At 61.2% G+C, this 25,775-nt stretch carries 21 protein-coding genes, 1 pseudogene and 1 riboswitch; of the genes and pseudogenes, 15 read left to right on the plus strand and 7 right to left on the minus strand.

Annotated features, from left to right (window positions below; genetic code table 11):
• The first annotated feature begins 32 nt into the window (after positions 1-32).
• Together ACSQ2W_RS15760 and ACSQ2W_RS15765 are read left to right on the plus strand one after the other, a co-directional pair.
• Positions 33-554 carry an RNA polymerase sigma factor gene (locus tag ACSQ2W_RS15760; RefSeq protein ID WP_436087096.1) on the plus strand — a complete coding sequence of 174 codons (522 nt, stop codon included), beginning with the start codon at positions 33-35 and terminating at the stop codon, positions 552-554.
• On the plus strand, positions 551-2,689 hold the full coding sequence (locus tag ACSQ2W_RS15765; protein ID WP_436087097.1) for a vWA domain-containing protein: 2,139 nt from the start codon (positions 551-553) through the stop codon (positions 2,687-2,689). The genes ACSQ2W_RS15760 and ACSQ2W_RS15765 overlap by 4 nt, the downstream gene beginning before the upstream one ends.
• Positions 2,690-2,701: 12 nt before the next feature.
• On the opposite strand, the gene ACSQ2W_RS15770 is transcribed toward ACSQ2W_RS15765, so the two are convergent.
• The 6 genes from ACSQ2W_RS15770 to ACSQ2W_RS15795 all read right to left on the minus strand — a co-directional run bounded on the left by ACSQ2W_RS15770 (position 2,702) and on the right by ACSQ2W_RS15795 (position 9,086).
• Positions 2,702-3,046 (minus strand): hypothetical protein, encoded by a 345-nt coding sequence (locus ACSQ2W_RS15770; protein WP_436087098.1) that lies wholly within the window; start codon positions 3,044-3,046, stop codon positions 2,702-2,704.
• 182 nt (positions 3,047-3,228) lie between these two features.
• The gene (gene bmt, locus ACSQ2W_RS15775; protein ID WP_436087099.1) at positions 3,229-4,245 is read right to left on the minus strand and encodes a betaine--homocysteine S-methyltransferase; all 1,017 of its coding nucleotides are present in this window, start codon (positions 4,243-4,245) and stop codon (positions 3,229-3,231) included.
• A gap of 74 nt (positions 4,246-4,319) precedes the next feature.
• On the minus strand, positions 4,320-5,570 hold the full coding sequence (locus tag ACSQ2W_RS15780) for an O-antigen ligase family protein (RefSeq protein WP_436087100.1): 1,251 nt from the start codon (positions 5,568-5,570) through the stop codon (positions 4,320-4,322).
• Positions 5,571-5,813: 243 nt separating this feature from the next.
• Complete coding sequence (locus ACSQ2W_RS15785) at positions 5,814-6,866, minus strand: quaternary amine ABC transporter ATP-binding protein (RefSeq protein WP_436087101.1); 1,053 nt, start codon at positions 6,864-6,866, stop codon at positions 5,814-5,816.
• On the minus strand, positions 6,859-7,767 hold the full coding sequence (locus ACSQ2W_RS15790; RefSeq protein WP_436087102.1) for an ABC transporter permease: 909 nt from the start codon (positions 7,765-7,767) through the stop codon (positions 6,859-6,861). Before ACSQ2W_RS15790 ends, ACSQ2W_RS15785 begins: the two co-directional genes overlap by 8 nt.
• Positions 7,768-8,087: 320 nt before the next feature.
• Positions 8,088-9,086, minus strand: coding sequence for an ABC transporter substrate-binding protein (locus tag ACSQ2W_RS15795; RefSeq protein ID WP_436087103.1), 999 nt, complete (start codon positions 9,084-9,086; stop codon positions 8,088-8,090).
• A gap of 748 nt (positions 9,087-9,834) precedes the next feature.
• Here ACSQ2W_RS15795 and ACSQ2W_RS15800 point away from each other — a divergent pair.
• From ACSQ2W_RS15800 to cobO, 6 genes are all read left to right on the plus strand, one after another.
• Positions 9,835-10,140 (plus strand): hypothetical protein, encoded by a 306-nt coding sequence (locus ACSQ2W_RS15800; protein WP_436087839.1) that lies wholly within the window; start codon positions 9,835-9,837, stop codon positions 10,138-10,140.
• 88 nt (positions 10,141-10,228) lie between these two features.
• Entirely contained in the window at positions 10,229-11,683 is a 1,455-nt protein-coding gene (locus tag ACSQ2W_RS15805; protein ID WP_436087104.1) for a cobyric acid synthase, read from the plus strand.
• Between the two features lie 50 nt (positions 11,684-11,733).
• Positions 11,734-12,131, plus strand: a riboswitch (cobalamin riboswitch).
• A gap of 141 nt (positions 12,132-12,272) precedes the next feature.
• Positions 12,273-12,797: a bifunctional adenosylcobinamide kinase/adenosylcobinamide-phosphate guanylyltransferase gene (gene cobU / locus ACSQ2W_RS15810; RefSeq protein ID WP_436087105.1), complete on the plus strand. Its 525-nt coding sequence runs from the start codon at positions 12,273-12,275 to the stop codon at positions 12,795-12,797.
• A gap of 3 nt (positions 12,798-12,800) precedes the next feature.
• The gene (cobW, locus tag ACSQ2W_RS15815) at positions 12,801-13,865 is read left to right on the plus strand and encodes a cobalamin biosynthesis protein CobW (RefSeq protein WP_436087106.1); all 1,065 of its coding nucleotides are present in this window, start codon (positions 12,801-12,803) and stop codon (positions 13,863-13,865) included.
• A gap of 191 nt (positions 13,866-14,056) precedes the next feature.
• Positions 14,057-18,157: a cobaltochelatase subunit CobN gene (gene cobN / locus ACSQ2W_RS15820; RefSeq protein ID WP_436087107.1), complete on the plus strand. Its 4,101-nt coding sequence runs from the start codon at positions 14,057-14,059 to the stop codon at positions 18,155-18,157.
• Positions 18,158-18,202: 45 nt separating this feature from the next.
• Positions 18,203-18,847: a cob(I)yrinic acid a,c-diamide adenosyltransferase gene (gene cobO / locus ACSQ2W_RS15825; RefSeq protein WP_436087108.1), complete on the plus strand. Its 645-nt coding sequence runs from the start codon at positions 18,203-18,205 to the stop codon at positions 18,845-18,847.
• A 12-nt stretch (positions 18,848-18,859) separates the two neighbouring features.
• On the opposite strand, the gene ACSQ2W_RS15830 is transcribed toward cobO, so the two are convergent.
• A complete protein-coding gene (locus ACSQ2W_RS15830; protein WP_436087109.1) occupies positions 18,860-19,645 on the minus strand; it encodes a TSUP family transporter in 786 nt (261 codons plus the stop codon).
• Positions 19,646-19,978: 333 nt separating this feature from the next.
• On the opposite strand from ACSQ2W_RS15830, the pseudogene ACSQ2W_RS15835 reads away from it, so the two are divergent.
• The 7 genes and pseudogenes from ACSQ2W_RS15835 to ACSQ2W_RS15865 form a co-directional block, all read left to right on the plus strand.
• Positions 19,979-20,389 (plus strand): annotated as a pseudogene (locus ACSQ2W_RS15835) (cobalamin biosynthesis protein); the annotation flags it as partial.
• A 107-nt stretch (positions 20,390-20,496) separates the two neighbouring features.
• The gene (cobA, locus tag ACSQ2W_RS15840; RefSeq protein WP_436087110.1) at positions 20,497-21,339 is read left to right on the plus strand and encodes a uroporphyrinogen-III C-methyltransferase; all 843 of its coding nucleotides are present in this window, start codon (positions 20,497-20,499) and stop codon (positions 21,337-21,339) included.
• A complete protein-coding gene (locus ACSQ2W_RS15845) occupies positions 21,336-22,640 on the plus strand; it encodes a cobyrinate a,c-diamide synthase (protein ID WP_436087111.1) in 1,305 nt (434 codons plus the stop codon). Before cobA ends, ACSQ2W_RS15845 begins: the two co-directional genes overlap by 4 nt.
• On the plus strand, positions 22,637-23,641 hold the full coding sequence (gene cobD, locus ACSQ2W_RS15850) for a threonine-phosphate decarboxylase CobD (protein ID WP_436087112.1): 1,005 nt from the start codon (positions 22,637-22,639) through the stop codon (positions 23,639-23,641). The genes ACSQ2W_RS15845 and cobD overlap by 4 nt, the downstream gene beginning before the upstream one ends.
• 13 nt (positions 23,642-23,654) lie before the next feature.
• The gene (gene cbiB, locus ACSQ2W_RS15855; protein WP_436087113.1) at positions 23,655-24,638 is read left to right on the plus strand and encodes an adenosylcobinamide-phosphate synthase CbiB; all 984 of its coding nucleotides are present in this window, start codon (positions 23,655-23,657) and stop codon (positions 24,636-24,638) included.
• 145 nt (positions 24,639-24,783) lie between these two features.
• Positions 24,784-25,212, plus strand: a complete 429-nt coding sequence (locus tag ACSQ2W_RS15860) for a L,D-transpeptidase (RefSeq protein ID WP_436087114.1) — start codon at positions 24,784-24,786, stop codon at positions 25,210-25,212.
• 176 nt (positions 25,213-25,388) lie between these two features.
• Positions 25,389-25,673 (plus strand): acyl carrier protein, encoded by a 285-nt coding sequence (locus tag ACSQ2W_RS15865; RefSeq protein ID WP_436087115.1) that lies wholly within the window; start codon positions 25,389-25,391, stop codon positions 25,671-25,673.
• Positions 25,674-25,775 lie beyond the last annotated feature (102 nt).

Genomic DNA, 25,775 nt, shown 5'->3' on the forward strand with positions numbered 1-25,775 from the left:
AATACCAGTTGCAACAAATCCGGGCTGATGACTTGGACCAAGAGCTGATCGAAAAGGCGCAGAGCGGCGATCGGAATGCCTTCGGCCTGCTCGTCGAAAGACACTATGATTTTGTGCATTCCGTTGCCTGGCGCTGGTCCGGCAATGTCAGCGATGCCGAGGATATCACGCAGACGGTTTGCGTGAAGCTCGCGAATACGATCCGGACCTTCCGTGGGGCCAGCCGGTTTCGAACCTGGCTCTATGCGCTGACGCTGAACACGGCGCGCGACCATCAGCGCCGCCAGGCGCGAGAGCGGCGCAATGCGGCGAGTTTTTTCGCCGATCCGACCAGCACTGCAGCCAATGACAATCACGATCAGGTCGAGGCGCTCTGGGAGGCGGTGCGGCAATTGCCCGACAAACAGGGTGACGCGGTCCTCCTCGTCTATGGCGAGGGGCTCAGCCATTCCGCCGCGGCCGATGTGATGGGATGCTCCGAGGCGACGGTGTCATGGCACGTGCATGAGGCTCGTAAACGCCTGAAGATCCTGCTCGGCAGGGAGATGGTATGATGAACGACGAACTGAAGAATCTTGGCCACATGACCCCGCCGGCGCCGTCTTCCGAAGCGCGGGGCCGGGCGCTGTCGCTTGCGATGCAGGCGTTCGACGCGGCGGAAAATAATTCGACTATCACCCAAGGAACCGCCGAGCGTCGGCGTCAAAGCTCCATATTCAACAGGCTATGGAGCCCCGTCATGAACAGGAAATTTCTCGCAGGTTCGGCGCTTGCCACACTGCTCGTCGTGCCTGCCGCTGCTTTTCTCACGCTGGAACTGACACGCAACGGGTTGCCGGTCGATACCAAGGGGCAACAGGTTGTAGTGCCCGGAGAGGCATTGAAAGGTGCCGAAACGCACGTGGCGTTGCCGGAAAAACAGAAGTCGGAGATTTCCGTTGATCAACGCCCCGCATCCGAACGGATCGGAGCGTTGCAATCGAACTCCGACGCCCTAAAGGCTCCGGACAACCTTTCGAGCGAAGCGGAAATCCGGAGGCTTCGCGAAGAAGACATAAGTGGTACGGGCACCACGGCGGCGGAGCCTCAGCCGCAAATTGCCGAGCAGGGTACGTCGGGCGCCATAGCGAGGAGGGCCCAGAGCGCAGTGCCGGAAAGTCGGGCGGTTGATGCCCAATCGTTGGCCGGCGGTTCGGTGATGCAGACAATGCCGGCACCGTCCATCGTTCCCGGCGACATCGTGATTCCCCGGGAAGAAAATCGTGATCGCTTCACCTCGGACGAAACCAATCCCGTCAAGAGCGTCGCCACCGATCCGGTTTCGACCTTCTCCGCGGACGTCGATACCGCCTCCTATTCCTTCGTGCGCAAGGCACTGATGGCCGGAGAGATTCCGGACACTGACAGCGTGCGCGTCGAGGAGATGATCAATTATTTCCCCTATGACTGGCCGGGTCCGGAAAGCGAAGCCGAGCCGTTCAAGGCGACCGTCACCGTTGTGCCGACGCCGTGGAATGCCAATACGCGGCTGATGCATGTGGGGATCAAAGGCTATGATGTCGCTCCGGCAACGGCGCCGCGCGCCAATCTGGTGTTCCTGATCGATGTTTCCGGCTCCATGGACGAGCCCGACAAGCTGCCGCTCCTGAAAAGTGCCTTCCGCCTTCTGGTCGACAAGCTGAAGCCGGAGGATACGGTCGCGATCGTCACCTATGCCGGCAATGCCGGCACGGTGCTCGAGCCGACCGCCATCAAGGACAAGGCAAAAATCCTTGCGGCGATCGACACGCTCCAGCCGGGCGGCTCGACTGCCGGTGCGCAGGGGCTGGAGGCGGCCTATGATCTGGCAGAGCGGGCCTTTATCAAGGGCGGCGTCAACCGGATCATGCTGGCGACCGACGGCGATTTCAATGTCGGCCCATCCAGCGACGCGGAACTGAAAGCGGCGATCGAACAGAAGCGCAAGAGCGGCATCTTCCTCTCGGTTCTCGGCTTTGGCCGCGGCAATTACAACGATGCGCTGATGCAGACGCTTGCACAAAACGGCAATGGCACGGCAAGCTATGTCGATACGTTGGCTGAAGCGCAGAAGTCACTGGTGGAGGAGGCGGGCTCTTCGCTCTTCCCGATCGCCAAGGACGTGAAGTTCCAGGTTGAGTTCAATCCGCGTGAGATCGCCGAATACCGGCTGATCGGCTACGAGACCCGCGCCCTGAAGCGCGATGACTTCAACAACGACAAGGTGGATGCCGGCGACATCGGCTCCGGCCACTGTGTCACCGCGATCTACGAGATCACGCCGAAGGGCAGCCCCGCGGTCTTGAACGACGACCTGCGCTATGGTGCTGCGCCGGCAGCGCAGCAGGCCGAACCGGCGGAGAAGTCGGGCGAACTGGCCTTCCTGAAAATCCGCTACAAGAAGCCGGACAGCGACACCAGCAACCTGATCACCACGCCGGTCACTGAAGAAAACGCCGTGCCGTCGCTGCAGCAGGCCCGGCAGGATGTCCGATTCTCGGTCGCGGTCGCGGCCTTCGGCCAGAAGCTGCGGGGAACGGACGCCGTATCCGCCTATCCCTACGGTTCGATCCTTGATCTGGCCGCGGGGGCCAAAGGTGAAGACACCTACGGATACCGCGCCGAGTTCCTCAATCTGGTTCGCCTGGCAAAGAGCCTTGGCGGCGAATGAGGCAGCGAAAGGTCAGGCTTTCGGGTAGGCTCTTTCCAGGCCACCCGACCTGACCAGCCCGGTCCTGAAAGCCTGGTAAGCGGCGTGCTGACTGGAGCGCGCCGTTTCCATTAGGCGGATCTGCAGCCGGGCAGGGGCGTTCGCACCCAACCATCCGCCCAGTTTTTCGAGCTTGAGCGAATTCAGCAGACGTGCTTCCGCGGCAAGGCTTAAGTGCCGGTACAGTCCCTCGATCAGATTTTCATCCTGTGCGGCATTTTCCATCAGCAGCATCAGGTAGGATTGGTCGCTCTCGCCGAGGGCTGCGAATTTTTCTGCAACGGAATCGCGGCCCGGAAAAGTTGCTGCTGCCTGCATTGTCGATCGTCTCTCGTCATATTCGTCTTGTGATGGGACCAGCGTCTAGCAGATCAGGCTGGGGCAAAACTGGATTCGACGGGATCGTGGGATGCAACTGTTGTGTTGATGGTTGGGCTGATATGCAAAAGGGCTCGGGAACCGTCCGGTCCCGAGCCCTTCCGTCGCATGTTGTTTTGCGCTTATCCCCGGCGGCGGCCGCGTTCGCGCACTGGCGCCGAAGGCACTTCATTGGCGGTTTTGTTGCGCATCGGGCCGATGCGTTCGACGATGGTTTCGACCGTCGGCCGCTCGCCCGGTACATAGGTGTCGAGCGCGACGCGCATCGCGGCCAGATGTTCGCAGGAGGTGCCGCAGCAGCCGCCGATGATCTTGGCGCCAGCATCGCGGGCAAGGCGCGCATAGTCGGCCATCAGCGGCGGTGTGCCGGAATAGTAGATTTCCGAACCGCGGAATTCCGGGATGCCGCAATTGCCCTTGACGATGATCGCTGCAGCCGGGTTGGCCTCCGTCATGTCCAGCAGCGAGGACAGGATGTCCGAGGCGCCGACGCCGCAATTGGCACCGGTGGCGACCGGGCCATCGCCGATATCCCTGGCAACGCCGTGAATATCCTTCGGATGGAGGCCCATCATCGTCTTGCCTGCCGTATCGAACGATCCGGTGTAGACATAGGGAAGCCCAACCTTGACAGCAGCTTCTGCCGCCGCGCGAATTTCGTCGGGTGAGGACATCGTCTCGATCCAGGCGACTTCCGCGCCGCCGGCCTTCAAGCCTTCGATCTGCTCGACGAAGGCCGCGACGGCATCGTCGTAAGTCATGGCACCGAGCGGGACCAGCAACTCCCCGGTCGGACCGACGGAACCGGCCGTGATCACCTTGCGCGGCGCCTTGTCGGCAACGGCGCGGGCGATTTCCGCAGCCCGCTTGTTGAGGTCGTGGACGCGGTCCTGTGCCTGGTGCAGCTTGAGCCGGTGGCGCGTGCCGCCAAACGAATTGGTCAGGATGATATCGGCGCCGGCATCGACGAAGTCCTGATGTAGCTTGGTGATGTTTTCAGGCTTGGCCTCATTCCACAGTTCCGGTGCTTCGCCAGCCTCGAGACCCATCGCGAACAGCGAAGTGCCGGTCGCGCCATCGGCGAGCAGCACGCCCTTGGCGTTGAGAAGGTCGGAAAGCGGGTTAGCGTGCGCGGTCATGGTGGATTCCTGATTTAATCGAGTGACACAAGCATATAAAGATATCTTTATGTGATTGCAATGGCTCGCTTTGATCAGTGCGGCATCCGCACGCCCATTCGCGCCGCAATTCCCAAGCCGAAAACGGCCAATGCCATCATGAGCCACATCGGATCGGCGCGGTTGAGCAGGAAACTTTCCATCATGCCGTTATAGGTCATGAAGATGATGACCATGATGCAGAAGTCCGCGAAATGACGGCTCGCTGCCTGTCGGGTCGCGCGCATATAGTCGTAGAGCGGCTTGGCGAAAAGCAGGACGATCATCGACAACCCGCCCGGCAAGCCGAAGGTGAGGACGGTGTCTAGATAGCTGTTATGGCCTGAGACGATGCCGCGCACGTCCCAATTCGCCTCGAAATTTGCTTCCAGGCCGCGAATGATCGGCGACAGCCAGAAACTTGCATAGCCATGGCCGCCCCACAGATGATCGGCAATGCTTGCGCTTGCAAACTTCCAGATGTCGTCGCGTCCGGTGAAGGTCGGATCTTCGAGCAGCGCAGTGGTGATCGACAGGAACAGGTTCGAATAGATGGTACCGAGCGTCAGGCAGAAAATCAGAATCGAGAAGAGAAAGTGGGCAAAGACCGTCAGGCCTGGCTTGCCGACCGCACGGCTGCCGAGCACCAGCATGATTGCCAGCGGCAGGAACCCGATCGTGGTCTTCGAGCCGGTGTGAAGTACGAAATTGGCGGCAAGAAGGGCAATCAGCAGGCCCCGCACGGTGGCGCCCGCCCGCAGGCAGTAGATGCCGAACATGCACAGTACGGAAAACACCGGTGCCGTGACGTTCTTATGGATCAAGTGTCCCTTCCAGAAGCCTGCATGCCACGGTTCAGAACCGGTGGCGGTGTGAATGGCAATGCCGGGTGCGACGACGAGTGCCGCATAGTCGACGAGGATCAGAAAGAGGATGGCGTTTGCGCCGGCATTGACGAAATCCTTCTCGCTGCGCGGCAGGACCAGCACGCCAGCCACCAGGATCATCGCCACCAAACTCAACATCAGGCCGCGGGCTGATGCCGTCGGATCATAGGATTGCAGGCAGGACAGGAAGGCGATGGCGAAGACGGCGACCCATGTCGGCGATACGATCCGCTTCAACACGCGCCTGTCGACGATCAAAAGCATGGCGAAAAGATATATGCCGCCGAGGCCGAGGTAGCCGAGTTGATTGACGATATTGCCTTCGTTGGCTTTAGAGGGGTCGAGGTCATAGGTGCCCTGAAACGGAATGAGCGTGAAGGCGATCAGGAACAGGCCGGCGCCGGACAGGAAGGCGGCCACTTTTCGCGTGATCCGGGCCGTGAAAAAGCCCGCGCTTCCCAAGGGAGGGATGGCAAGGCGGTGAAAATCCCGCGACGCTGTCGAAGCATGATCCTGCATCTCATCGGCCGGATTGAGGACCGCCCGACGGACGGGGCGTTTCTGATACCATGACGGTTTATGGTTAAATCGAGGTGAATGGCAGGCCCAACAAAAAAAGCGCCCGTTTCCAGGCGCTTTGCGGTGCTCCACGGCGGTTTGCGATCATTCCGCCGCCTGGGGCACCTTTTCGTGGCTGATTGGCGTCACCATGGCGGAAATGATCGTGCCGAGGTCGATCGATCCAACGGCTTTGCCGTTGGCATCGACGACATGCGCGATGTTCTGGTTGGCGACGGTCATCATCCGCGCAGCACTTTCGAGCACGGTGCCGACCACGACAGGCACACCTTCCGGAATGCCAGACAGCGGCCTCATGATCGTTTCGACATTGATCACGCGGCCACGGTTCACTTCCTTGACGAAGGCGGTGATATATTCGTCGGCCGGCTTCAGCACGATGTCCTGGCCCGTGCCCTGCTGGATCACCTTGCCGTCACGCAGGATGGCGATCTTGTCGCCGAGTCTCAGCGCTTCGTCGAGATCGTGCGTGATGAAAACCACCGTCTTCTTCAATTCCTTCTGCAGGTCGAGCAGGACGGTCTGCATGTCGACGCGGATCAGCGGATCGAGCGCTGAATAGGCCTCGTCCATCAGGAGGATGTCGGCATCGTTGGTCAGCGCCCGGGCCAGGCCGACGCGCTGCTGCATGCCGCCGGAAAGCTGGTTCGGATAGTGGTTCTCGAAGCCGTTGAGGCCGACCCTTTCGATCCAGCCCTGTGCCCGCTTGCGGCTTTCCGCATCCGGCACACCTTGGATTTCCAACCCGTAGATGGTGTTCTCGATGACTGTGCGGTGCGGCAAGAGCGCGAACTTCTGGAACACCATCGCCGTCTTGTGGCGGCGGAATTCGCGCAGGTCGTTTTCGTTCATCTTGCAGACGTCGACGCCGTCATAGAGCACTTCGCCTGCCGTCGGATCGATCAGGCGGTTGATATGCCGGATCAGGGTCGACTTGCCGGAGCCCGACAGACCCATGACCACCATGACGCCGCCGGCAGGCATGGAGATGTTGATGTCCTGAAGTCCGAGCACATGGCCGTGCTTCTCGTTCAGTTCGCCCTTGGTCATTCCGGCTTTCACCCGGTCGACGAAGGCGTCGCCGCGGGGCCCGAAGATCTTGTAGAGGTTCTTGACCTCGATTGCATGACTAGCCATGAACTACCTCCGAGTGCTTCTGCAGCCGCTTGCCATAGGCTTGGCTGGTGCGGTCAAAAATGATGGCAATCGCAACGAGCGCGAAACCATTGAAGAAGCCGACGGTGAAGAACTGATTGTTGATCGCCTGCAGCACGTTGCGGCCGAGACCGCCGACACCGACCATCGATGCGACCACGACCATGGCCAGCGACATCATGATGGTCTGGTTGATGCCGGCCATGATGGTGGGCAGGGCGAGCGGCATCTGGACGTTCTTCAGCCGCTGCCAGGGCGACGAGCCGAAGGCGTCCGCGGCTTCGAGCACCTCCTTGTCGACGAGACGAATGCCGAGGTTGGTCAGACGGATCATCGGCGGGACGGCATAGATGACGACGGCGATCAGGCCGGGAACCTTGCCGATACCGAAGATCATGACGACCGGGATCAGGTAAACGAAGCTCGGCATCGTCTGCATTACGTCGAGAATCGGGTTGATGATCGACTGCACTTTTTCGGAGCGGGCCATGACGATCCCGATCGGAATGCCGACGAGGATGGCAATCAGCGTACAGACCGTGACCATGGCCAGCGTGATCATGGTATCGTTCCACAGGCCGACAAAACCGATCGCTAGCATGGATACGACGGTGCCGATGGCGATGCGCATATTGCGGCTGCCGTAATACACAATCACGACCATCAGGGTGATGATAACGATCCATGGAGAACTGACGAACAGCCTTTCAAGATAGTTTAGAAACCATTGAAGCGGCTGGACAAGCACGTCGATGGCGGTGCCGTAGCTGCGGACAAGGCCTTTGAAGCCTTCGTCCACGCTCTTGCGTGCCATGCGAATTGTCGTGTCGTCGATCGCCGGAAATTTACAAAGCAGATCTGGCAAGTAACTGCATATTGCCATTGTGTTCCCCTTTTAACCGGAAATTTTATGGTGCCGGCTACGTCATCGGGCCTGTTCAAGGCTCGCGCGCAGACTTGGGTGGTCTCTGCGGACCCCGGCATTTGAGAATATGACAAGTTTCGCCGCAAGCGACTATGCCGTTTGCGACGATCTTCGTTTTCACATTCGCATTTGGTGAAACACCAGCGGCATCTCGCGCCGCCGGGCACCGGCCCGTTGTCTTCCGGTTGCTGCGATTTGCTGCGTTGCCGGATCATTCGGATAGTCACAAGAATTGAGACGGCGAAGCGTGAAGCTTCGCCGCCCATCGGCACTCGTCGTTAGAGAGCAGCCTTGACCTTCTCTGCGACGTCAGGCGCGACCCATTTGCTCCACATGTCGGCATAGTTTTCCAGGAAGTGCTTTGCTGCATCTTCATTCGTGCCCTGGTTTTCGTCCATCCAGGCGAGAACTTTGTTGACCGTGCCGTTGTCCCACTTGCGGACCTTGACGTAGTCCATGGCAACGCCGGCCTTCTCGGAAAATGCCTTGGTCACGACGGTGTAGACGTCCGAGGTCGGATAGGAATTGACCTTCGGGTTCGGGCAATCCGGAACCGCGGTGCAGGAATCCCACTCGGCCTTGTCGTTCTCGACGCCGAAGCTGAGGCGGGTCATCTCGTACTTGCCGAGAATGGCGGTCGGAGCCCAGTAATAGCCGAGCCAGCCGGCCTTCTTTTCAAAGGCGTTGGAGATCGAGCCGTCGAGGCCTGCCGCCGAACCGGTGTCGATCAACTCGAAGCCGAGCTTTTCGGCACCGAGCGCCTTGTAGAGGTTGGCGGAGGACACCTGGCAGTTCCAGCCCGACGGGCAGTTGTAGATCGCAGCCTTGGACGGATCCTCAGGCGCCGGGAACAGTTCCGGATGCTTCAGCGCGTCCTGCACCGTCTTGATGTCGGGATGTGCGTCGGCGATGAACTTCGGAATCCACCAGCCTTCGACACCGCCTTCGCTGAGCAGCGGTGCGGCTTCGATCAGGCGACCTTCTTTGATGGCGGCGTCGAGAGGCGTGCGCACGGCATTGACCCACAATTCGGGCGCCATGTCGGGCTGGGCCTTCTCGTTCATGGAGGTGAATGTCGGCATGGTGTCGCCGGTGACGAGCGTTACCGTGCAGCCGTAGCCATTTTCAAGGATGAACTTGTCGACATGCGCCGCAACGCCGGCCGATGCCCAGTTCATTTCTGCAATGCTGACTTCGCCGCACTCTGCGGCCTGCGCCGATCCGGCCATAGCGTAAAGGCCGGCGGCGAGAATGGTGGAAGCGAGGAGCTTCTTCATGTTTAAGACCTCCCAGTCTTAATGCAGTCAAAAATCTTGGGGGCGGACCAGAATACTGCAGTCCTGGGCGCCCAATCGTTCAGGTTGAAGCAGGCAGGGGCTTTTTTGAGCCAGTCTTTATCCCCGCTGCAACGGTGTTCGAGTTTCTCGCCTGACCGCAGACCATAGTCTCCAGTCATCTCTCTTTTTACCGTTGCGGGCAGCGTAAGTATTCCTCCGGAGAAATCAACCTCCGCGATCGCCCGGCAAGGTTTTTGAAGTGCGAGAATGCAGGCGCAAGCTGTTGAAGTTTAACCAGATGGGCAAGATTTTTGTGCAAATTCCGCCGTCCTTGGTGGAAAATTAGCACTGCTTCACAAAGCGTCCTTAGGGCGCGTTTTATCACAGACAAATTGTGTTCCGTATGCGCCTCGGAAATGTTTTTTGAGAGCGCGAAAAAAAATCTTAAAAAATACGGAATTCACCTTTGGTTAAGCTCTCACTAACCATCCGGTAACACTGTCAGGCTAATTGTCTCCCTGCGGCGGGGGAAACTTGCCGCCCGCCCGGATCAGGTATTGCGTCCCGGGCCGGAGCGTTCTGCGGGTGTAGGCCGCAGAAGCCATGCGTATATTGGCAGGCCGCACAGTTCCGAGAGGGGCGGGTGCGGTTTTCGCGTTTTGGGCCAGGAAGATTTCGAGCGTGCATTCCGGCAAAAGAAAAACCGCGCCGGTGGTGAGGCGCGGTTTAAGTCGTCGTCCGGGAGGAAATGAATCAGCCGACGCTGCGCGTCCTGATGAAACCGAGCGGGCCGAACGGTGCCGGCATTACGGTGTTGCGAATGCGCGACTGGCTTTCCGGTGCCTTGGAGTTCCAGGCGATCTGCACGAAATTGGGCTTGCTGAAGATGAACAACACTGGGAGTGACCTCGGGGGTAGAGCACTTGCGCTCGGTGATCTGATTGATGCTCATATACGCCTGTTCTTGCGCAACGCAACAATCGTTTTCGCCGTGCGATGTCGTTTTCCGGATAGTCCGGCGGTGAAGCTGTACAAGGCTTGCTGCGTTCTGTAATACGGCGTGAAAGGGCGGCTGAAAAGGCGGCAAAAATGCGACAAAACATGGCTTTGCTTGTGGCGGCGGCGATGCTAGACGAGACGTCATGACAAAGACGATCATGCTTCAGGGAACCGGCTCCGATGTCGGAAAAACGGTACTCGTGGCGGGCCTTTGCCGCCTCATGGCCAATCGTGGGGTAAAGGTTGCTCCGTTCAAGCCGCAGAACATGTCCAACAACGCTGCCGTTTCGGATGACGGCGGCGAGATAGGTCGTGCCCAGTGGCTGCAGTCGATGGCCGCGCGGATACCATCTTCGGTTCACATGAACCCGGTTCTCCTAAAACCCCAGTCTGAAACCGGCAGCCAGATCATCGTGCAGGGCAAGGTGGCAGGGCAGGCGAGAGGACGGGACTATCAGGCCCTGAAGCCGAGGCTGATGGCCGCCGTCATGGAAAGCTTCGAAACGGTCGGCGGCGGGCGTGATCTTGTTGTCGTTGAAGGGGCAGGATCGCCCGCCGAGATCAATCTTCGCGCCGGCGACATCGCCAATATGGGCTTCGCCACCCGCGCCAACGTTCCCGTTGTGCTTGTCGGCGATATCGACCGCGGTGGTGTCATTGCATCGCTGGTCGGCACCCACACGATCCTGTCTGATGAAGACCGGCGGATGATCAGTGGCTATATCATCAACAAGTTCCGAGGCGACGTTTCGCTTTTCGACGATGGGATCAAAGCTGTCCAGGGCTTCACCGGCTGGCCGTGTTTCGGCGTCGTGCCCTGGCTGAAAAGTGCAGGCCGGCTGCCTGCCGAGGATTCCGTCGTGCTGGAAAGGCTGGCGCGAGGTGGCGGCAAGGCGCTGAAGGTTGCCGTCCCCGTGCTCTCGCGCATCGCTAATTTCGACGATCTCGACCCGCTGGCCGCTGAACCGGAGGTCGATCTGGTCTTCGTCCGCGCTGGAGAACGCATTCCGGCCGATGCCGGTTTGGTGGTCATCCCGGGCTCGAAGGCGACGATCGCCGATCTCTCCGATTTTCGCGCTCAAGGATGGGACCGTGATCTTCAGGCGCATGTGCGGCGCGGCGGCCGCGTCATCGGCATCTGCGGCGGCTACCAGATGCTGGGCGAGCGCGTCACCGACCCGCACGGCATCGAGGGAAATGTGGGCGAGATCGAGGGCCTGGGCCTTCTTTCCGTCGAAACAGAAATGGCGCCTGAAAAGACAGTGCGCAACAGCAGCGCGCGCTCCGCCATCTATGATGTGGCTCTGGAGGGCTACGAAATCCATTTGGGCCGGACGACCGGATCGGACTGCGCTCGTCCTGCCGTGATCATCGACGGCCGGGCGGACGGTGCCGTCTCGGCGGACGGCCAGGTCAGCGGCACCTATCTGCATGGGCTCTTCACCAGCGACGCCTATCGCGCTGCGCTTCTCAAAAGTTTCGGCATCGAAGGCGGCGGCGAAAACTATCGTCAATCCGTTGATCGGGCGCTCGATGATGTCGCAATCGAACTGGAAGCCGTTCTCGACCCGCGATGGCTCGATTCTCTGATGCCGTGACGTTTTCGTGGCGGCCGGTGTTTCAATTGACAGGGTCCGGCGGAGCGCCTAATCATCAGCCATTGGATGGTTCCCGGACCGGCGTTTCGGTTCGGGAGTAAATGGGAATGTGAAGGAATGGACCCAAGCCGGGCATTCTTATCGCAGCCGACCCCGCGACTGTAGAACGGTCAGGGTTCGCCATCCGGGAAAGCCGGTATTCGGACAGGCCGCGCGGTGCGTCCTGCGGAATGGCCGGTCCAACCGGAGAAGCCACTGGAGTGGCATCATGATCAGCCGGGGCCGGACGCCTCTATTTCTACGAATCGTCCACCTCTTCGTGATGCCCGTCGATTGCGGTCACGCAATCTGGCGCGAAAACTTCGGGAAGGCGAGGCGGACCCGTTCGGGCCTTGAAAAGGTCCGTGACGCCGTGAGCCAGGAGACCTGCCATCCGCAGGGCATCGTGCCCGATCCAGGGAGAGACGCTCCCGATGCCAGCACGGAGGTTGTCATGGCTTTTTCGTTCCGTTTCCCCAGCGGCCATTCTTGCGTTTCTCGCCTCAGCGCCTGCGTATTTCCCGGCGAACATTAAGGCTGGGATCGTTCCATGACATCGACGACAGCGGGACCTGTGCTGGTCCTTGGCGGCGCCCGTTCAGGAAAATCCTCCTTCGCTGAAAAATTCGCGATAGCGTCGGGTCTCGGCATGCATTACGTCGCGACCGGAAGGGCCTGGGACGGCGAGATGCAGGCAAGGATTGACGAGCATCGCGACCGGCGGGGGCTGGATTGGCAGACGCATGAGGAGCCTCTTGAACTTGCCGCCTGTCTGAAAGCGATCGACGCGCCCGACCGTGTCATCCTGATCGATTGCCTGACCCTCTGGGTCACCAATCTCATGATGGAAAACCGCAATATGGCGGCGGAATTTCAGAACCTGGCCGCCTGGCTGCCGCAGGCGCGGGCGCGGCTGGTGTTCGTTTCGAACGAGGTCGGGCTCGGCATCGTGCCGGAAAACCGCATGGCGCGCGACTTTCGCGATCATGCCGGTCGGCTGCACCAGTTCGTTGCGGAGAAATCCGCGGAAGTCTATTTTATCGCGGCCGGATTGCCGCTGAAAATGAAGGGTTGATCCATGACCACCGCAAAAACCGCCCACGGCAAGATCCCGGCAACCGTCATCACCGGCTTTCTCGGCGCCGGCAAGACGACGATGATCCGCAACATTCTGGAGAATGCCAACGGCCGGCGTATCGCGCTGATCATCAACGAGTTCGGCGATCTCGGTGTCGATGGCGACGTGCTGAAGGGCTGCGGTGCCGAAGCCTGCAGCGAGGACGACATCATCGAACTGACCAATGGTTGCATCTGCTGCACCGTCGCCGACGATTTCATCCCGACCATGACGAAGCTGCTCGAACGCGAGAACCGCCCGGACCACATCATCATCGAAACCTCCGGTCTGGCGCTGCCGCAGCCGCTGATCGCTGCCTTCAACTGGCCGGACATCCGCAGCGAAGTCACCGTCGATGGCGTCATTACCGTCGTTGACAGTGCTGCGGTTGCCGCCGGCCGGTTTGCCGATGACCACGACAAGGTCGATGCCCTGCGCGTCGAGGACGACAATCTCGATCACGAAAGCCCGATCGAGGAGCTGTTCGAAGACCAACTCACAGCCGCCGACCTGATCGTTCTCAACAAGACCGACCTGCTCGATTCGACCGGCCTCGCTTTCGTCCGCAACGAGGTTGCCGCCCGCACCAGCCGCAAGCCGTCGATGATCGAGGCGAAGAACGGCGAGGTTTCGGCGGCCGTGCTTCTCGGTCTGGGCGTCGGCAGCGAAAGCGATATCGCCAACCGCAAATCCCATCACGAGAGGGAGCATCAAAATGGCGAGGAGCACGATCACGACGAATTCGACAGCTTCGTCGTCGAACTCGGTGCGATCGCTCATCCGGCGGGCTTCGTCGAAAAACTGAAGACCGTCATCGGGAAACATGACGTGCTGCGGATTAAGGGGTTCGCCGACGTGCCCGGCAAGCCGATGCGCCTCCTGATCCAGGCCGTCGGCGCCCGCATCGACCAGTATTTCGACCGCGCCTGGGCGCCGGGCGAGACGCGCGGCACCCGCCTCGTCGTCATCGGCCTGCACGATATGGATGAGACGGCCGTGCGCGCCGCCATCGCTGCGGCGGTTTAGAGAATGGTGATTGCGGCATACCCCCCTCTGTCCTGTCGGACATCTCCCCCTCAAGGGGGGAGATTGGCTGGGGCAACCTCGCATTCAAAAAAGTTGCGTGGTTATAGGTTCCGCTTGCTCCCGATCTCTCCCCTTGAGGGGGAGATGTCACGCAGTGACAGAGGGGGGTACTTCGGCCCCCGGAGAATGCCATGCATCTCCTCCTAGCCCAGAAGGGCACCATTTCGGATGGCGAGGAAGCGATCGACCTCGGCCAGTCGCCTGCCGATATCCTGTTCCTGTCCGCAGCCGACACCGAGCTTTCGGCGGTCGCCGCCGCGCACCGCGTGCGGCAGGGCAAATCCAGCCTGCGGGTCGCAAGCCTTCTGACCCTGAAGCACCCGATGTCGGTCGATACCTATGTCGAGCGCACCGCACGGCATGCAACGTTGATCATCGTCCGCCCGCTCGGCGGCGCCAGCTATTTCCAGTATGTGCTGGAAGCGTTGCATGCCGCTGCCGTCACGCACAAATTCCAGATCGCCGTCCTGCCTGGCCACGACAAGCCGGATCCGGGCCTGGAACCGTTTTCGACGGTTTCCGCCGAGGACCGCACCCGGATGTGGGCCTATTTCACCGAGGGCGGTGCCGACAACATGGCGCGGCTGCTCGCTTATGCCGAGGCGCTGATCGGCGGTTCGGAGAAACCGGAACCTGCCGCGCCGTTGCTCAAGGCCGGTATCTGGTGGCCGGGCGAAGGTGTTATCGGCGTCGAGGCATGGAAGAATGCGGTTGGGTTCGTCACGAGTGGAGAGCTACCCCCCTCTGTCAGCTTTGCTGACATCTCCCCCACAAGGGGGGAGATTGACCCGCGGCAACTGGGGCAGCCCAACGTAGGTTTCGAGATTGTTGCAAGTTCATTGGAGGCGGGAGCGCGCGCTCCAGCGATCTCCGCCCTTGTGGGGGAGATGCCCGGCAGGGCAGAGGGGGGTAAAGCCTCCACCCATCCGAAAGCGCGAAACGGTACGCCCATCGTCGCCCTCTGCTTCTACCGAGCCCTCGTCCAGAGCGGCGAAACCAAACCCGTCGAGGCCCTGATCGAGACGCTCGCTGCCGAGGAAATGAGCGTCCTGCCGGTCTTCGTCTCGAGCCTCAAGGACGCCGTGTCGATCGGCACGCTGGAGGCGATTTTCGGCGAGGCGCCGCCGGACGTGGTGATGAACGCCACCGGCTTTGCCGTCTCCGCGCCGGGTGCCGACCGCCAGCCGACGGTGCTGGAATTCACCGACGCGCCGGTCCTGCAGGTCATCTTCTCGGGTTCCACCCGGAAGGCATGGGAAGCCTCGCCCCAGGGTCTCATGGCGCGCGACCTGGCGATGAACGTGGCGTTGCCCGAGGTGGATGGCCGCATTCTTTCTCGCGCCGTGTCGTTCAAGGCGGCCGCCGTCTACGATCCGGACGTCGAGGCCAATATCATTGGCCACGAGCCTCTTGCCGACCGGATCGCTTTCACCGCGAAACTGGCGGCCAACTGGGCGAAACTGCGCAAGACCGCGCCGCGCGATCGGCGGGTGGCGATCGTCATGGCGAATTATCCGAACCGCGACGGACGGCTCGGCAACGGTGTTGGATTGGATACGCCGGCCGGGACGATCGAAGTGATGAAGGCCATGGCCGCAGGTGGCTACGAGATCGATAATATCCCGGACGACGGTGATGCGTTGATCCGCCACCTGATGGCGGGGCCTACCAACGCGTTGCGGGTGGATTGCGAAATCAGAGAGACGATTTCGCTCAATCAATACAATGCCTTCTTCGCGTCTCTTCCGGTTCAGATTCAGAATCAGGTCGCGGGTAGATGGGGCAAGCCGGAGGCTGATCCGTTCTTCCGCGACGGCCGGTTTGCGCTGCCGCTTGCCCGCTTCGGCGAGACCCTGGTCGGCATCCAGCCCGCGCGCGGCTATAATATCGATCCGAAGGAAACCTATCATTCGCCGGACCTCGTGCCGCCGCACGGCTATCTCGCCTTCTATGCGTTTCTGCGGCTGGAATTCGGCGCTCACGCTGTCGTCCATATGGGCAAACACGGCAATCTCGAATGGCTGCCAGGCAAGGCGCTGGCGTTGTCCGAAACCTGCTATCCGGAAGCGGTCTTCGGGCCGATGCCGCATCTCTATCCGTTCATCGTCAACGATCCGGGCGAGGGCACGCAGGCCAAGCGCCGCACCAGCGCCGTGATCATCGACCATCTGACGCCGCCGCTGACCCGCGCGGAATCCTACGGACCGCTGAAAGACCTTGAGGCGCTGGTCGACGAATATTACGACGCGGCCGGCGGCGACCCCCGGCGCCTGCGGCTGCTGAGCAAGCAGATCCTCGAACTCGTGCGCGACATCGGCCTCGATCAGGACGCCGGCATCGCGCGCTCGGACGCCGAGGACAAGGCGCTCGAAAAACTCGATGCCTATCTCTGCGACCTCAAGGAGTTGCAGATCCGCGACGGCCTGCATGTCTTTGGCGTTGCGCCCGAAGGCCGGCTTCTCACCGACCTGACGGTTGCTCTGGCGCGCGTGCCGCGCGGGCAGGGCGAGGGCGGTGATCAAAGCCTGCAGCGGGCGATAGCCAAGGATGCGGGGTTGGTGGGCGCCGCATCGATCTCCCCCCTTGAGGGGGAGATGTCCGACAGGACAGAGGGGGGTAAAGCCTCCGCAAACTCAGACGCCGCGGTACCCCCCTCTGTCGGCCGGGCCGACATCTCCCCCTCAAGGGGGGAGATCAACCCGGGGCGAGCTTTCGACCCGCTCGACTGTGTCCTCTCCGATCCCTGGACCGGTCGGAAGCCTGCGATCCTGGCCGAGCTCAGCGATACCCCTTGGCGCACCGCGGGTGACGCCGTCGAACGCATCGAGCTTCTGGCTGCAAAATTGGTCGCCGGCGATTTGCCGTGCCCTGAAAACTGGACTGCCACGCAAGCGGTCCTGCAGGACGTCGAAGCCCGCCTGAAACCGTCGATCGTCCAATCCGGTCCCGCCGAGATCGCGGCACTGATGACCGGCCTCGACGGCCGCTTCGTTGCTCCAGGCCCCTCCGGCGCGCCGACACGCGGCCGGCCGGATGTCTTGCCGACCGGCCGCAATTTCTATTCGGTCGACAGCCGCGCCGTGCCGACGCCGGCGGCCTTCGAACTCGGCAAGAAGTCTGCCGAGCTCTTGATCCGCCGGTACCTGCAGGACCACGGCGAATGGCCGACCTCCTTTGGCTTGACGGCCTGGGGCACCTCGAACATGCGCACGGGCGGCGACGATATTGCCCAAGCTTTGGCATTGATCGGCGCCAAGCCGACCTGGGACATGATGTCCCGCCGGGTGACGGGCTATGAGATTGTCCCACTTGCGCTCCTGGGGCGCCCGCGCGTCGATGTGACCTTGCGCATTTCCGGCTTCTTCCGCGATGCGTTCCCGGATCAGATCGCCCTCTTCGATAACGCGATCCGAGCCATCGGCGCGCTTGAGGAAGACGATGCCGACAATATGATCGCGGCCCGGATGCGGGCGGAAACCGTGCGGCTTGAAGCGGCCGGTGTTACGCCGAAGGAAGCCGCGCGGCGCGCCTCCTACCGCGTCTTCGGCGCCAAGCCGGGTGCCTATGGCGCAGGGCTGCAGGCCTTGATGGATGAACAGGGTTGGGAAAACCGCGCCGATCTGGCCGACGCCTATCTCACCTGGGGAAGCTATGCCTATGGCGCCGGTGAAGATGGGAAGGCGGAGCGCGGGTTGCTCGAGGCAAGACTGAAGACGGTCGAGGCGGTGGTGCAGAACCAGGACAACCGCGAACATGACCTGCTCGACAGCGACGACTACTATCAGTTCGAAGGCGGCATGAGCCTTGCCGTCGAACAGATGAGCGGAACCCGTCCGTCGATCTACCACAACGATCATTCTCGCCCGGAAAAACCGGTGATCCGGTCGCTGGAGGAAGAGATCGGCCGGGTGGTGCGCGGCCGCGTCGTCAATCCGAAATGGATCGAGGGCGTCATGCGCCACGGCTACAAGGGGGCGTTCGAGATTGCCGCGACGGTCGACTACATGTTCGCCTTCGCGGCGACGACCGGGGCGGTGCGCAGCCACCATTTCGAGGCGGTCTACCAGGCCTATGTCATGGACGAACGCGTCCGCCAGTTCATGGAAGACAAGAACCCGGCGGCGTTTCGCGAGATGACCGACAAAATGCTGGAAGCGATCGACCGCGGCCTGTGGTCGCCGCGTTCCAATTCGGCGCGTTTCGAACTGCAGGGCCGGGCGGCCGCGGAATAAGCCAATGCCCGTCCCCAAGACAATCAAATTCTGAGAGGACACACCATGAGCGAAGACGATCTGCCAACGACCGAGACCGGCCCCGTCCATGACGAGGCGCGCCATGCCATGAAAATGGCGAAGAAGAAGACCGCGCGCGAAAAGATCATGGCGACAAAGACCGACCAGAAGGGCCTGATCATCGTCAATACCGGCAAGGGCAAGGGCAAGTCGACGGCCGGTTTCGGCATGATCTTCCGCCACATCGCCCATGGCATGCCCTGCGCTGTCGTCCAATTCATCAAGGGAGCGATGGTGACGGGCGAGCGCGATCTGATCGAAAAGCATTTTGGCGATCTCTGCCAGTTTTACACGCTTGGCGAGGGCTTTACCTGGGAAACCCAGGATCGCGCCCGTGACGTCGCCATGGCTGAGAAGGCCTGGGAGAAGGCCAAGGAACTGATCCGCGACGAGCGCAATTCCATGGTCCTGCTCGACGAGATCAACATCGCCCTTCGCTACGACTACATCGATGTCGCGGACGTCGTGCGCTTCCTCAAAGAAGAAAAGCCGCACATGACCCATGTCGTTCTGACCGGCCGCAATGCCAAGGAAGAACTGATCGAGGCGGCCGATCTCGTCACCGAAATGGAATTGATCAAGCACCCCTTCCGCTCCGGCATCAAGGCGCAGATCGGCGTCGAATATTGACCGCCTCTGCGGCTACAATCCAAGCCAAGTCCGGAGCGGATGGGCCGGATCGGCCAGCAGCCTGATTGCCAGCGCGATGCAGGTGACGACCAAGAGCGGCTTGATGATGTTCGCGCCGTTCTTCATGGCGAAACGCGAGCCGACCTGCGCGCCGGCGAATTGGCCGGCGCCCATCAGGAGGCCGACTTTCCAGAGGACTGCGCCATAGAACAGGAAGACGATCAAGGCACCGATATTGGAGCCGAAGTTGAGGAATTTCGTGTGGGCGGTTGCCTTCAATACGCCGAACCCGGCAAGCGCGATGAAGGAAAGCATGAAGAACGAACCCGTACCTGGGCCGAAGACGCCATCGTAGAAGCCGATCGCGGGTACCAGCGTCAGCGAAAACAGGAAGGGTGTCATCCGCCGCGCCTTGTCGGCATCGCCGAGGCTCGGCTTGACGGCGAAATAGAGCGCGATCGCCACGAGCAGGAAAGGAAGAACCGTCTTCAGCACGTCGCCCGGAACCACTGTTGCCAGGATGGCGCCGAGCGCCGCTCCCAACGCCGACGTTGCGGCCATCGGCAATTGTTCACGAAGGTTGACATGACCGTGCCAGGCATAGGCAAGGCTTGCCGAGCCCGAGCCGAACAGCGACTGCAGCTTGTTGGTGCCGAGCGTTTCGAGCGGCGGAATGCCGGCGATCAGCATGGCCGGAATGGTGATCATGCCGCCGCCACCGGCGATCGAATCGATAAAACCGGCGAGAAAGGCGGCGGCAAACAGCAAGGCGAAGAGTTGGGGGGCAAGATCGTGCAAGAGAGACTCGCGAGAGGTGGGAATTCAGCCCTGTTTGTCAGAGGTCGAACGGAAATGCAAAGGTCGCCGCACACTGATTCCGGGCCAAGCAGTCGCTTTCTACGCCATGGCGTTGGCCGCATGCCGTATGACGCAATCCGGTTTGACCGGCCGGATGCCGTTCGGTAAAAAGAATGGACGTGCGACGGCGCCCATCATGGTGGGCTGAAAGAGCGTCCGGTGCGGCCGACCCATCCAGGGGGCTTCATCCGGTGCTGTCCAGACCGCTTCGAAGCTCTGTGGCGTCGAAGGCCCGCGTATCGTGACCATACGGCGTGGGAGGCCTCTTTTCTGATGCATGTGAATACCGGCAATCCGGCGGGTGTTGCGCCGTTTTTTCTCGGCCTTGGCTGCGAGCGCGGCACACCGTCTGACGAGGTGATCCTGCTTGCCGAAGAGGCGATGGCGGCCGCAGGGATCGATCGCCATGCGCTTGCCTGTGTCGCGTCACTCGATGCGCGCGCAACGGAGCCGGCGATGATCGCCGCGGCCGCCCATTTCTCCGTTCCCTTCCGGGTCTTCGACGCCGAGACGCTGGAGGCCGAAGCCACGCGGCTGGAGAATCCCTCGGAGATCGTTTTTGCGCTGACTGGCTGCCACGGTGTGGCGGAGGCTGCGGCGCTGGCGGCGGCGGGCAAGGCGAGTTGGTTGATCGTGCCGAAAATCAAATCCGCCGGGGCAACCGCTGCCGTTGCCGGCGGCGCATTTATCGAATCAATTGAGGATGTTGCCGCAGATTGTGAGCAAAACGATTCTGCATCTTCACAGTCTGATTCATTTCGGATGCTGCGGGTCATGTCGAGGATGAAGCCATGACGGATGCACTGTTTTCCGGTCTGCCCGAACTTGAGCCGGGCTCCGTCTGGCTCGTTGGCGCGGGTCCCGGCGATCCCGGCCTGCTGACGCTGCATGCCGTCAATGCGCTTCGCCTGGCCGATGTCATCGTCCACGACGCGCTGGTCAATTCCGATTGCCTGGCAATGGCAAAGACCGGCGCGGTTCTGGAGTTTGCCGGAAAGCGCGGCGGCAAGCCGTCGCCGAAGCAGCGGGACATTTCCCTGCGCCTGGTCGAACTGGCGCGCCAGGGCAAGCGCGTGCTGCGGCTGAAGGGCGGCGATCCATTCGTCTTCGGAAGGGGTGGGGAGGAGGCCCTGACGCTGGTCGAACACGGCATCCCGTTCCGCATCGTCCCGGGCATCACGGCCGGTATCGGCGGGCTTGCCTATGCAGGCATTCCGGTCACGCATCGCGAGGTCAATCACGCCGTGACCTTCCTCACCGGCCACGATTCGTCCGGCGTCGTTCCCGACCGCATCAATTGGGAGGGCATCGCCAAGGGCTCGCCGGTCATCGTCATGTACATGGCAATGAAGCATATCAGCCAGATTACGGCCAATCTGATCTCCGCCGGCCGCTCGCCGGAGGAGCCGGTTGCCTTCGTCTGCAACGCCGCGACGCCGCAACAGACGGTGTTGGAAACAACGCTGGCGCGCGCCGAGGCGGACGTTGTCGCTTCCGGGCTGGAGCCGCCAGCCATCGTCGTTGTCGGCGAAGTCGTTCGCCTGCGCTCGGCCCTCGACTGGCTAGGCGCCCTTGAGGGGCGCGTGCTCGATGCAGATCCACTGTCGAGCCGCGCCTTCAGGGACCCCGCATGAACGGTCTCCTAATCGCGGCGCCGTCATCGGGTTCCGGAAAGACGACGGTAACGCTCGGACTGATGCGTGCGCTGCGCAATCGTGGCATCGCATCGGCGCCGGGCAAGGCGGGGCCGGACTATATAGATCCGGCTTTTCACACGGCCGCCAGCGGTAAGCCCTGCTTGAATTACGACCCCTGGGCGATGCGGCCGGATCTGCTTCGCGCCAATGCTGGCACGACGACCGCCAACGGCGAAACACTCGTCATCGAGGCCATGATGGGGCTTTACGATGCGGCAGCCGACGGAACGGGGTCGCCGGCCGATCTTGCTGCCTTGCTCGGCCTGCCGGTCATCCTTGTCATCGATTGCGCCCGCATGGCTCACTCGGTTGCTGCCCTGGTGCGCGGCTATGCCGACCATCGCGACGATGTCCATGTTTCGGGCGTCATCCTCAACAAGGTCGGCAGCGACCGTCACGAAAAGATGCTGCGCGACGCACTGGAGACGAGCGGTATGCCGGTGTTGGGCGTGCTTCGCCATAACGCTGCCCTCAATCTTCCGGAACGCCACCTCGGTCTCGTGCAGGCCGGCGAACATGGCGAGCTGAATGCGTTTATCGAGCGGGCGGCGACGCATGTTGAACAAGGCTGCGATCTGGATGCGATCCTGTCTGCAGCACGCTCCGTGTCGCCGCGCCGTTCAAACACGGATGTCCGGCCGCTGAAGCCGTTTGGCCAGAAAATCGCGATCGCCCGCGATATCGCCTTCGCCTTTTGCTACGAGCACCTTTTGTCCGGCTGGCGTAAGGTCGGTGCCGAATTGTCGTTCTTTTCACCGCTCGCGAATGAAGCGCCTTCGGAAGACGCCGACGCGGTCTATCTTCCGGGCGGCTATCCGGAGCTTCACGCCGGGATATTGGCGAATGCCGCGCGGTTCAAATCGGGCATGGCACTGGCACGCGACCGCCGCGCCCGGATTTTCGGCGAGTGCGGCGGTTACATGGTGCTCGGCGACACGCTTGTCGCAGCGGATGGCGCACGGTTCGAGATGCTGGGCTTCCTGCCGCTCTCGACCAGCTTTGCCGAGCGCAAGCGGCATCTCGGCTATCGGCGGATCAGGCCGCTCGACACCACGTTTTTTGACGGTCCGTTGATGGCGCATGAATTTCACTATGCTTCGATCCTGTCCGAGGGTGACGCCGATCGGCTGTTCGACACCACCGATGCCGTCGGCACGCCGCTTGGGCCTGCCGGTTTGCGGCGGGGACAGGTCGCCGGCTCGTTCATGCACATTATCGATACGGCCGGTGTCCCATGAGTGCTCCGATCATCCATGGCGGCGGGATAACCGAAGCGGCAGCCGCGTTCGGCGGAGTGCCAAGGGACTGGCTCGATCTGTCGACCGGCGTCAATCCCAATCCCGTGTCGCTGCCGGATATTCCGGTCAATGCCTGGCATCGGCTGCCAGACCGTCACCTGGTTGATGGCGCGCGAGCTGCCGCCGCCCGCTACTATCGCAGCGGCGATGTCCTGCCGCTTCCGGTTCCGGGCACGCAGTCGGTGATCCAGTTGCTGCCGCGTCTTATTAAAGCTGGCCGTCGCGTCGCCATTTTCGCGCCGACCTATGGCGAATATGCTCGCGTTTTACTAGCCGCCGGTTTTGCCGTCGATGAGATAACGGCGCCTGACGACCTCACGGCCGAGCACGGGTTGGCGATCCTGGTCAATCCCAACAATCCGACGGGACAGGCCCATTTTCCGGGCGAAATCATTGCCCTGGCGCGGCGAATGAAGGCGAATAACGGCACGCTGTTGGTTGATGAAGCCTTTGGCGACACGCAGCCTGATCTGAGTGTCGCGTTCTCGGTGGCAGAGCACGACAACCTGATCGTCTTTCGGTCGTTCGGCAAATTTTTCGGCCTTGCCGGCCTGCGGCTCGGTTTCGTCATTGCCGGCGAGCCGGTGCTGTCGGCCTTTCGCGAATGGCTTGGGCCATGGTCGGTATCCGGTCCGGCACTGGTGATTGCCGCGGCACTCATGAACGCTGATACGAATGCCGTTCAATCTGCCATCACGGAGCGGAAGACCGCGCTTGAAGATGTCCTCCTGAGGGCCGGGCTGAAGATCATCGGCGGTACGCCGCTTTTCACGCTGGTGGAGCTTGAGCAGGCTGCGCATCTCCACACACATCTGTGTCGGGCTTACATCCTGACGAGGAAATTCGATTATGCGCCGTCCTGGCTGAGGATTGGGCTTGCGCCGGATGTTGCAGGCGATACACGTTTGGCGGACGCCCTGCGCCGCGCGGACCTCGCCTGAACGGACCCCTTGCATGTCGACCGAAATCCTCGTTGTCCTCGTCGCCGCTTTGGTGCTCGACCGCATTGTCGGCGATCCCGACTGGCTCTGGCGCCGTCTGCCGCATCCGGTTGCGCTGTTCGGCACCATGATCGGCTGGTGCGACCGGACCTTCAATCGCAAGCATCTGGGCGACGATGCGGTGAAAATCAGCGGAGTTCTCGTCATTGCCGCGCTATTGGCGTGGAGCCTTGTCTGTGGCTGGCTGCTGCATCGGCTGTTTGCTCGATTGGGGCTATTCGGAATGGCGCTTGAAACAGTCCTCGTCGCTATCTTCCTGGCCCAGAAAAGCCTTGCCGACCATGTCTCGCGCGTCGCTTCGGGGCTGCGTCGCGGCGGGATGGAAGGCGGACGCAGGGCAGTATCGATGATCGTCGGGCGGGATTCGGAGACGCTGGACGAGCCGGCGGTCTGCCGTGCCGCGATCGAGAGCCTGGCCGAAAATTTCTCCGACGGCGTCGTCGCGCCCGCCTTCTGGTATGCCGTTCTCGGTCTGCCGGGGCTTCTCGCCTACAAGATGCTCAACACCGCCGATTCGATGATCGGCCACAAGAGCCCGAAATATCTGCATTTCGGCTGGGCCTCGGCCCGTCTCGACGATCTCGCCAATCTTCCTGCAGCTCGGCTGTCGATCTTCCTGATCGCCGCGGCTGCCGCTGTCACTGATGGCCGCCGAGCCGCCCGGAACGCCATCGGCACGGCGCTACGCGACCATGGCCTGCATCGTTCGCCGAATTCGGGATGGCCGGAGGCAGCGATGGCGGGCGCGCTCGACATTCAACTGGCAGGCCCGCGGATCTATACCGGTTCTCTTGTCAATGAACCGATGATCAATGGTTCCGGTCGGGCAGTTGCAACCGTCGGTGATGTCGAAACCGGTGTTTCCATATTCTACGGCGCCTGCACGGCGCTCGTCCTGTTGAGTGCGTCTGTCGCTGTCCTTGTCAGTGTAGCCTAGCGTCTTTACCGAGATCGGAAATTCTGATCCGGATTTGTTAATCCGGCATTTTCCATTTGTCTTAAGCGAATATCATTCGAATATTGTTAGGTCTGCGTCCGTTGGAACACCAGTAATAAGGTGCTTATATCCGGAGAGGACTTTAATGCGTAGAATCGTCGTGGCCCTTTTGGCCTTCTTGTTCATGCAAATTCATTTGCCGTCTGCATTTGCCGCTAATCTTATTGCCAATATCAGTCTTTCTTCTCAGACGATGACAGTCTCGCAGAACGGCATCGTCCGCTATCGCTGGAAGGTCTCGACCGCGCGCAAGGGCTATGTCACGCCGCAGGGAAGCTGGAGCGCCAAGTGGCTGTCGAAGAACCATCGCTCGCGCAAATATGACGACGCACCGATGCCCTATGCGGTGTTCTTCAACGGCGGTTACGCCGTTCACGCGACGTTCGATCTCAAGCGCCTCGGCCGTCCGGCTTCGCATGGGTGCGTTCGCCTGCACCCGGAAAATGCCGCGGAGTTCTTCTCGCTTGCAAGCCAGTACGGTCTGAAGAACACCAAGATCGTCGTGACCCGCTGAAGCTTGCGGCGGTTAAGCGGATGGAGTGGCTCCTGCGCAGCCGGACTGGCGGCGCGGGCCGCTTATCTGATGTTTGCGCAACACAATCGTCATAAATGCAACTCTTGGGCTCAAGGCCATTGGCTTTTCAGCGGCATTTACCTATAGGTTCGCCAAAACATGAATTCTAAAGAGGTATGCGCGTGACAGCTACATTCGACAAGGTTGCCGACATCATTGCAGAAACGAGCGAAATCGATCGCGAGACGATTACGCCGGAAAGCCACACCATCGACGATCTCGGCATCGACAGCCTGGACTTCCTCGACATCGTCTTTGCGATCGACAAGGAATTCGGCATCAAGATCCCGCTCGAAAAGTGGACCCAGGAAGTCAACGAAGGCAAGGTTTCGACTGAGGAATATTTCGTCCTCAAGAACCTGTGCGCCAAGATCGACGACCTGAAGGCTGCCAAGGGCTGACGAATGTCCCGCGTTCAGCACGCGGGAAACACGTGCATGAACGATCTCAATGCCGCCTGTCGCGTGGACTGCGCTTGACAGGCGGCATTTGCGTTTTTACTT

It is taken from the genome of Pararhizobium sp. LjRoot255, assembly GCF_964252905.1.
GTDB lineage: Bacteria > Pseudomonadota > Alphaproteobacteria > Rhizobiales > Rhizobiaceae > Pararhizobium.

Bases quoted from the DNA above. Each gene is read 5' to 3' on its own strand.
- cobA (WP_436087110.1), top strand. From the start codon at position 20,497: ATGACGGATGCACTGTTTTCCGGTCTGCCCGAACTTGAGCCGGGCTCC.
- cobO (WP_436087108.1), top strand. From the start codon at position 18,203: ATGAGCGAAGACGATCTGCCAACGACCGAGACCGGCCCCGTCCATGAC.
- ACSQ2W_RS15765 (WP_436087097.1), top strand. From the start codon at position 551: ATGATGAACGACGAACTGAAGAATCTTGGCCACATGACCCCGCCGGCG.
- ACSQ2W_RS15770 (WP_436087098.1), bottom strand. From the start codon at position 3,046: ATGCAGGCAGCAGCAACTTTTCCGGGCCGCGATTCCGTTGCAGAAAAA.
- cobW (WP_436087106.1), top strand. From the start codon at position 12,801: ATGACCACCGCAAAAACCGCCCACGGCAAGATCCCGGCAACCGTCATC.
- cobU (WP_436087105.1), top strand. From the start codon at position 12,273: ATGACATCGACGACAGCGGGACCTGTGCTGGTCCTTGGCGGCGCCCGT.
- ACSQ2W_RS15845 (WP_436087111.1), top strand. From the start codon at position 21,336: ATGAACGGTCTCCTAATCGCGGCGCCGTCATCGGGTTCCGGAAAGACG.
- ACSQ2W_RS15865 (WP_436087115.1), top strand. From the start codon at position 25,389: ATGCGCGTGACAGCTACATTCGACAAGGTTGCCGACATCATTGCAGAA.
- cobD (WP_436087112.1), top strand. From the start codon at position 22,637: ATGAGTGCTCCGATCATCCATGGCGGCGGGATAACCGAAGCGGCAGCC.
- ACSQ2W_RS15800 (WP_436087839.1), top strand. From the start codon at position 9,835: ATGAATCAGCCGACGCTGCGCGTCCTGATGAAACCGAGCGGGCCGAAC.
- ACSQ2W_RS15795 (WP_436087103.1), bottom strand. From the start codon at position 9,086: ATGAAGAAGCTCCTCGCTTCCACCATTCTCGCCGCCGGCCTTTACGCT.
- cobN (WP_436087107.1), top strand. From the start codon at position 14,057: ATGCATCTCCTCCTAGCCCAGAAGGGCACCATTTCGGATGGCGAGGAA.
- ACSQ2W_RS15790 (WP_436087102.1), bottom strand. From the start codon at position 7,767: ATGGCAATATGCAGTTACTTGCCAGATCTGCTTTGTAAATTTCCGGCG.
- ACSQ2W_RS15805 (WP_436087104.1), top strand. From the start codon at position 10,229: ATGACAAAGACGATCATGCTTCAGGGAACCGGCTCCGATGTCGGAAAA.
- cbiB (WP_436087113.1), top strand. From the start codon at position 23,655: ATGTCGACCGAAATCCTCGTTGTCCTCGTCGCCGCTTTGGTGCTCGAC.
- ACSQ2W_RS15785 (WP_436087101.1), bottom strand. From the start codon at position 6,866: ATGGCTAGTCATGCAATCGAGGTCAAGAACCTCTACAAGATCTTCGGG.
- ACSQ2W_RS15860 (WP_436087114.1), top strand. From the start codon at position 24,784: ATGCGTAGAATCGTCGTGGCCCTTTTGGCCTTCTTGTTCATGCAAATT.
- bmt (WP_436087099.1), bottom strand. From the start codon at position 4,245: ATGACCGCGCACGCTAACCCGCTTTCCGACCTTCTCAACGCCAAGGGC.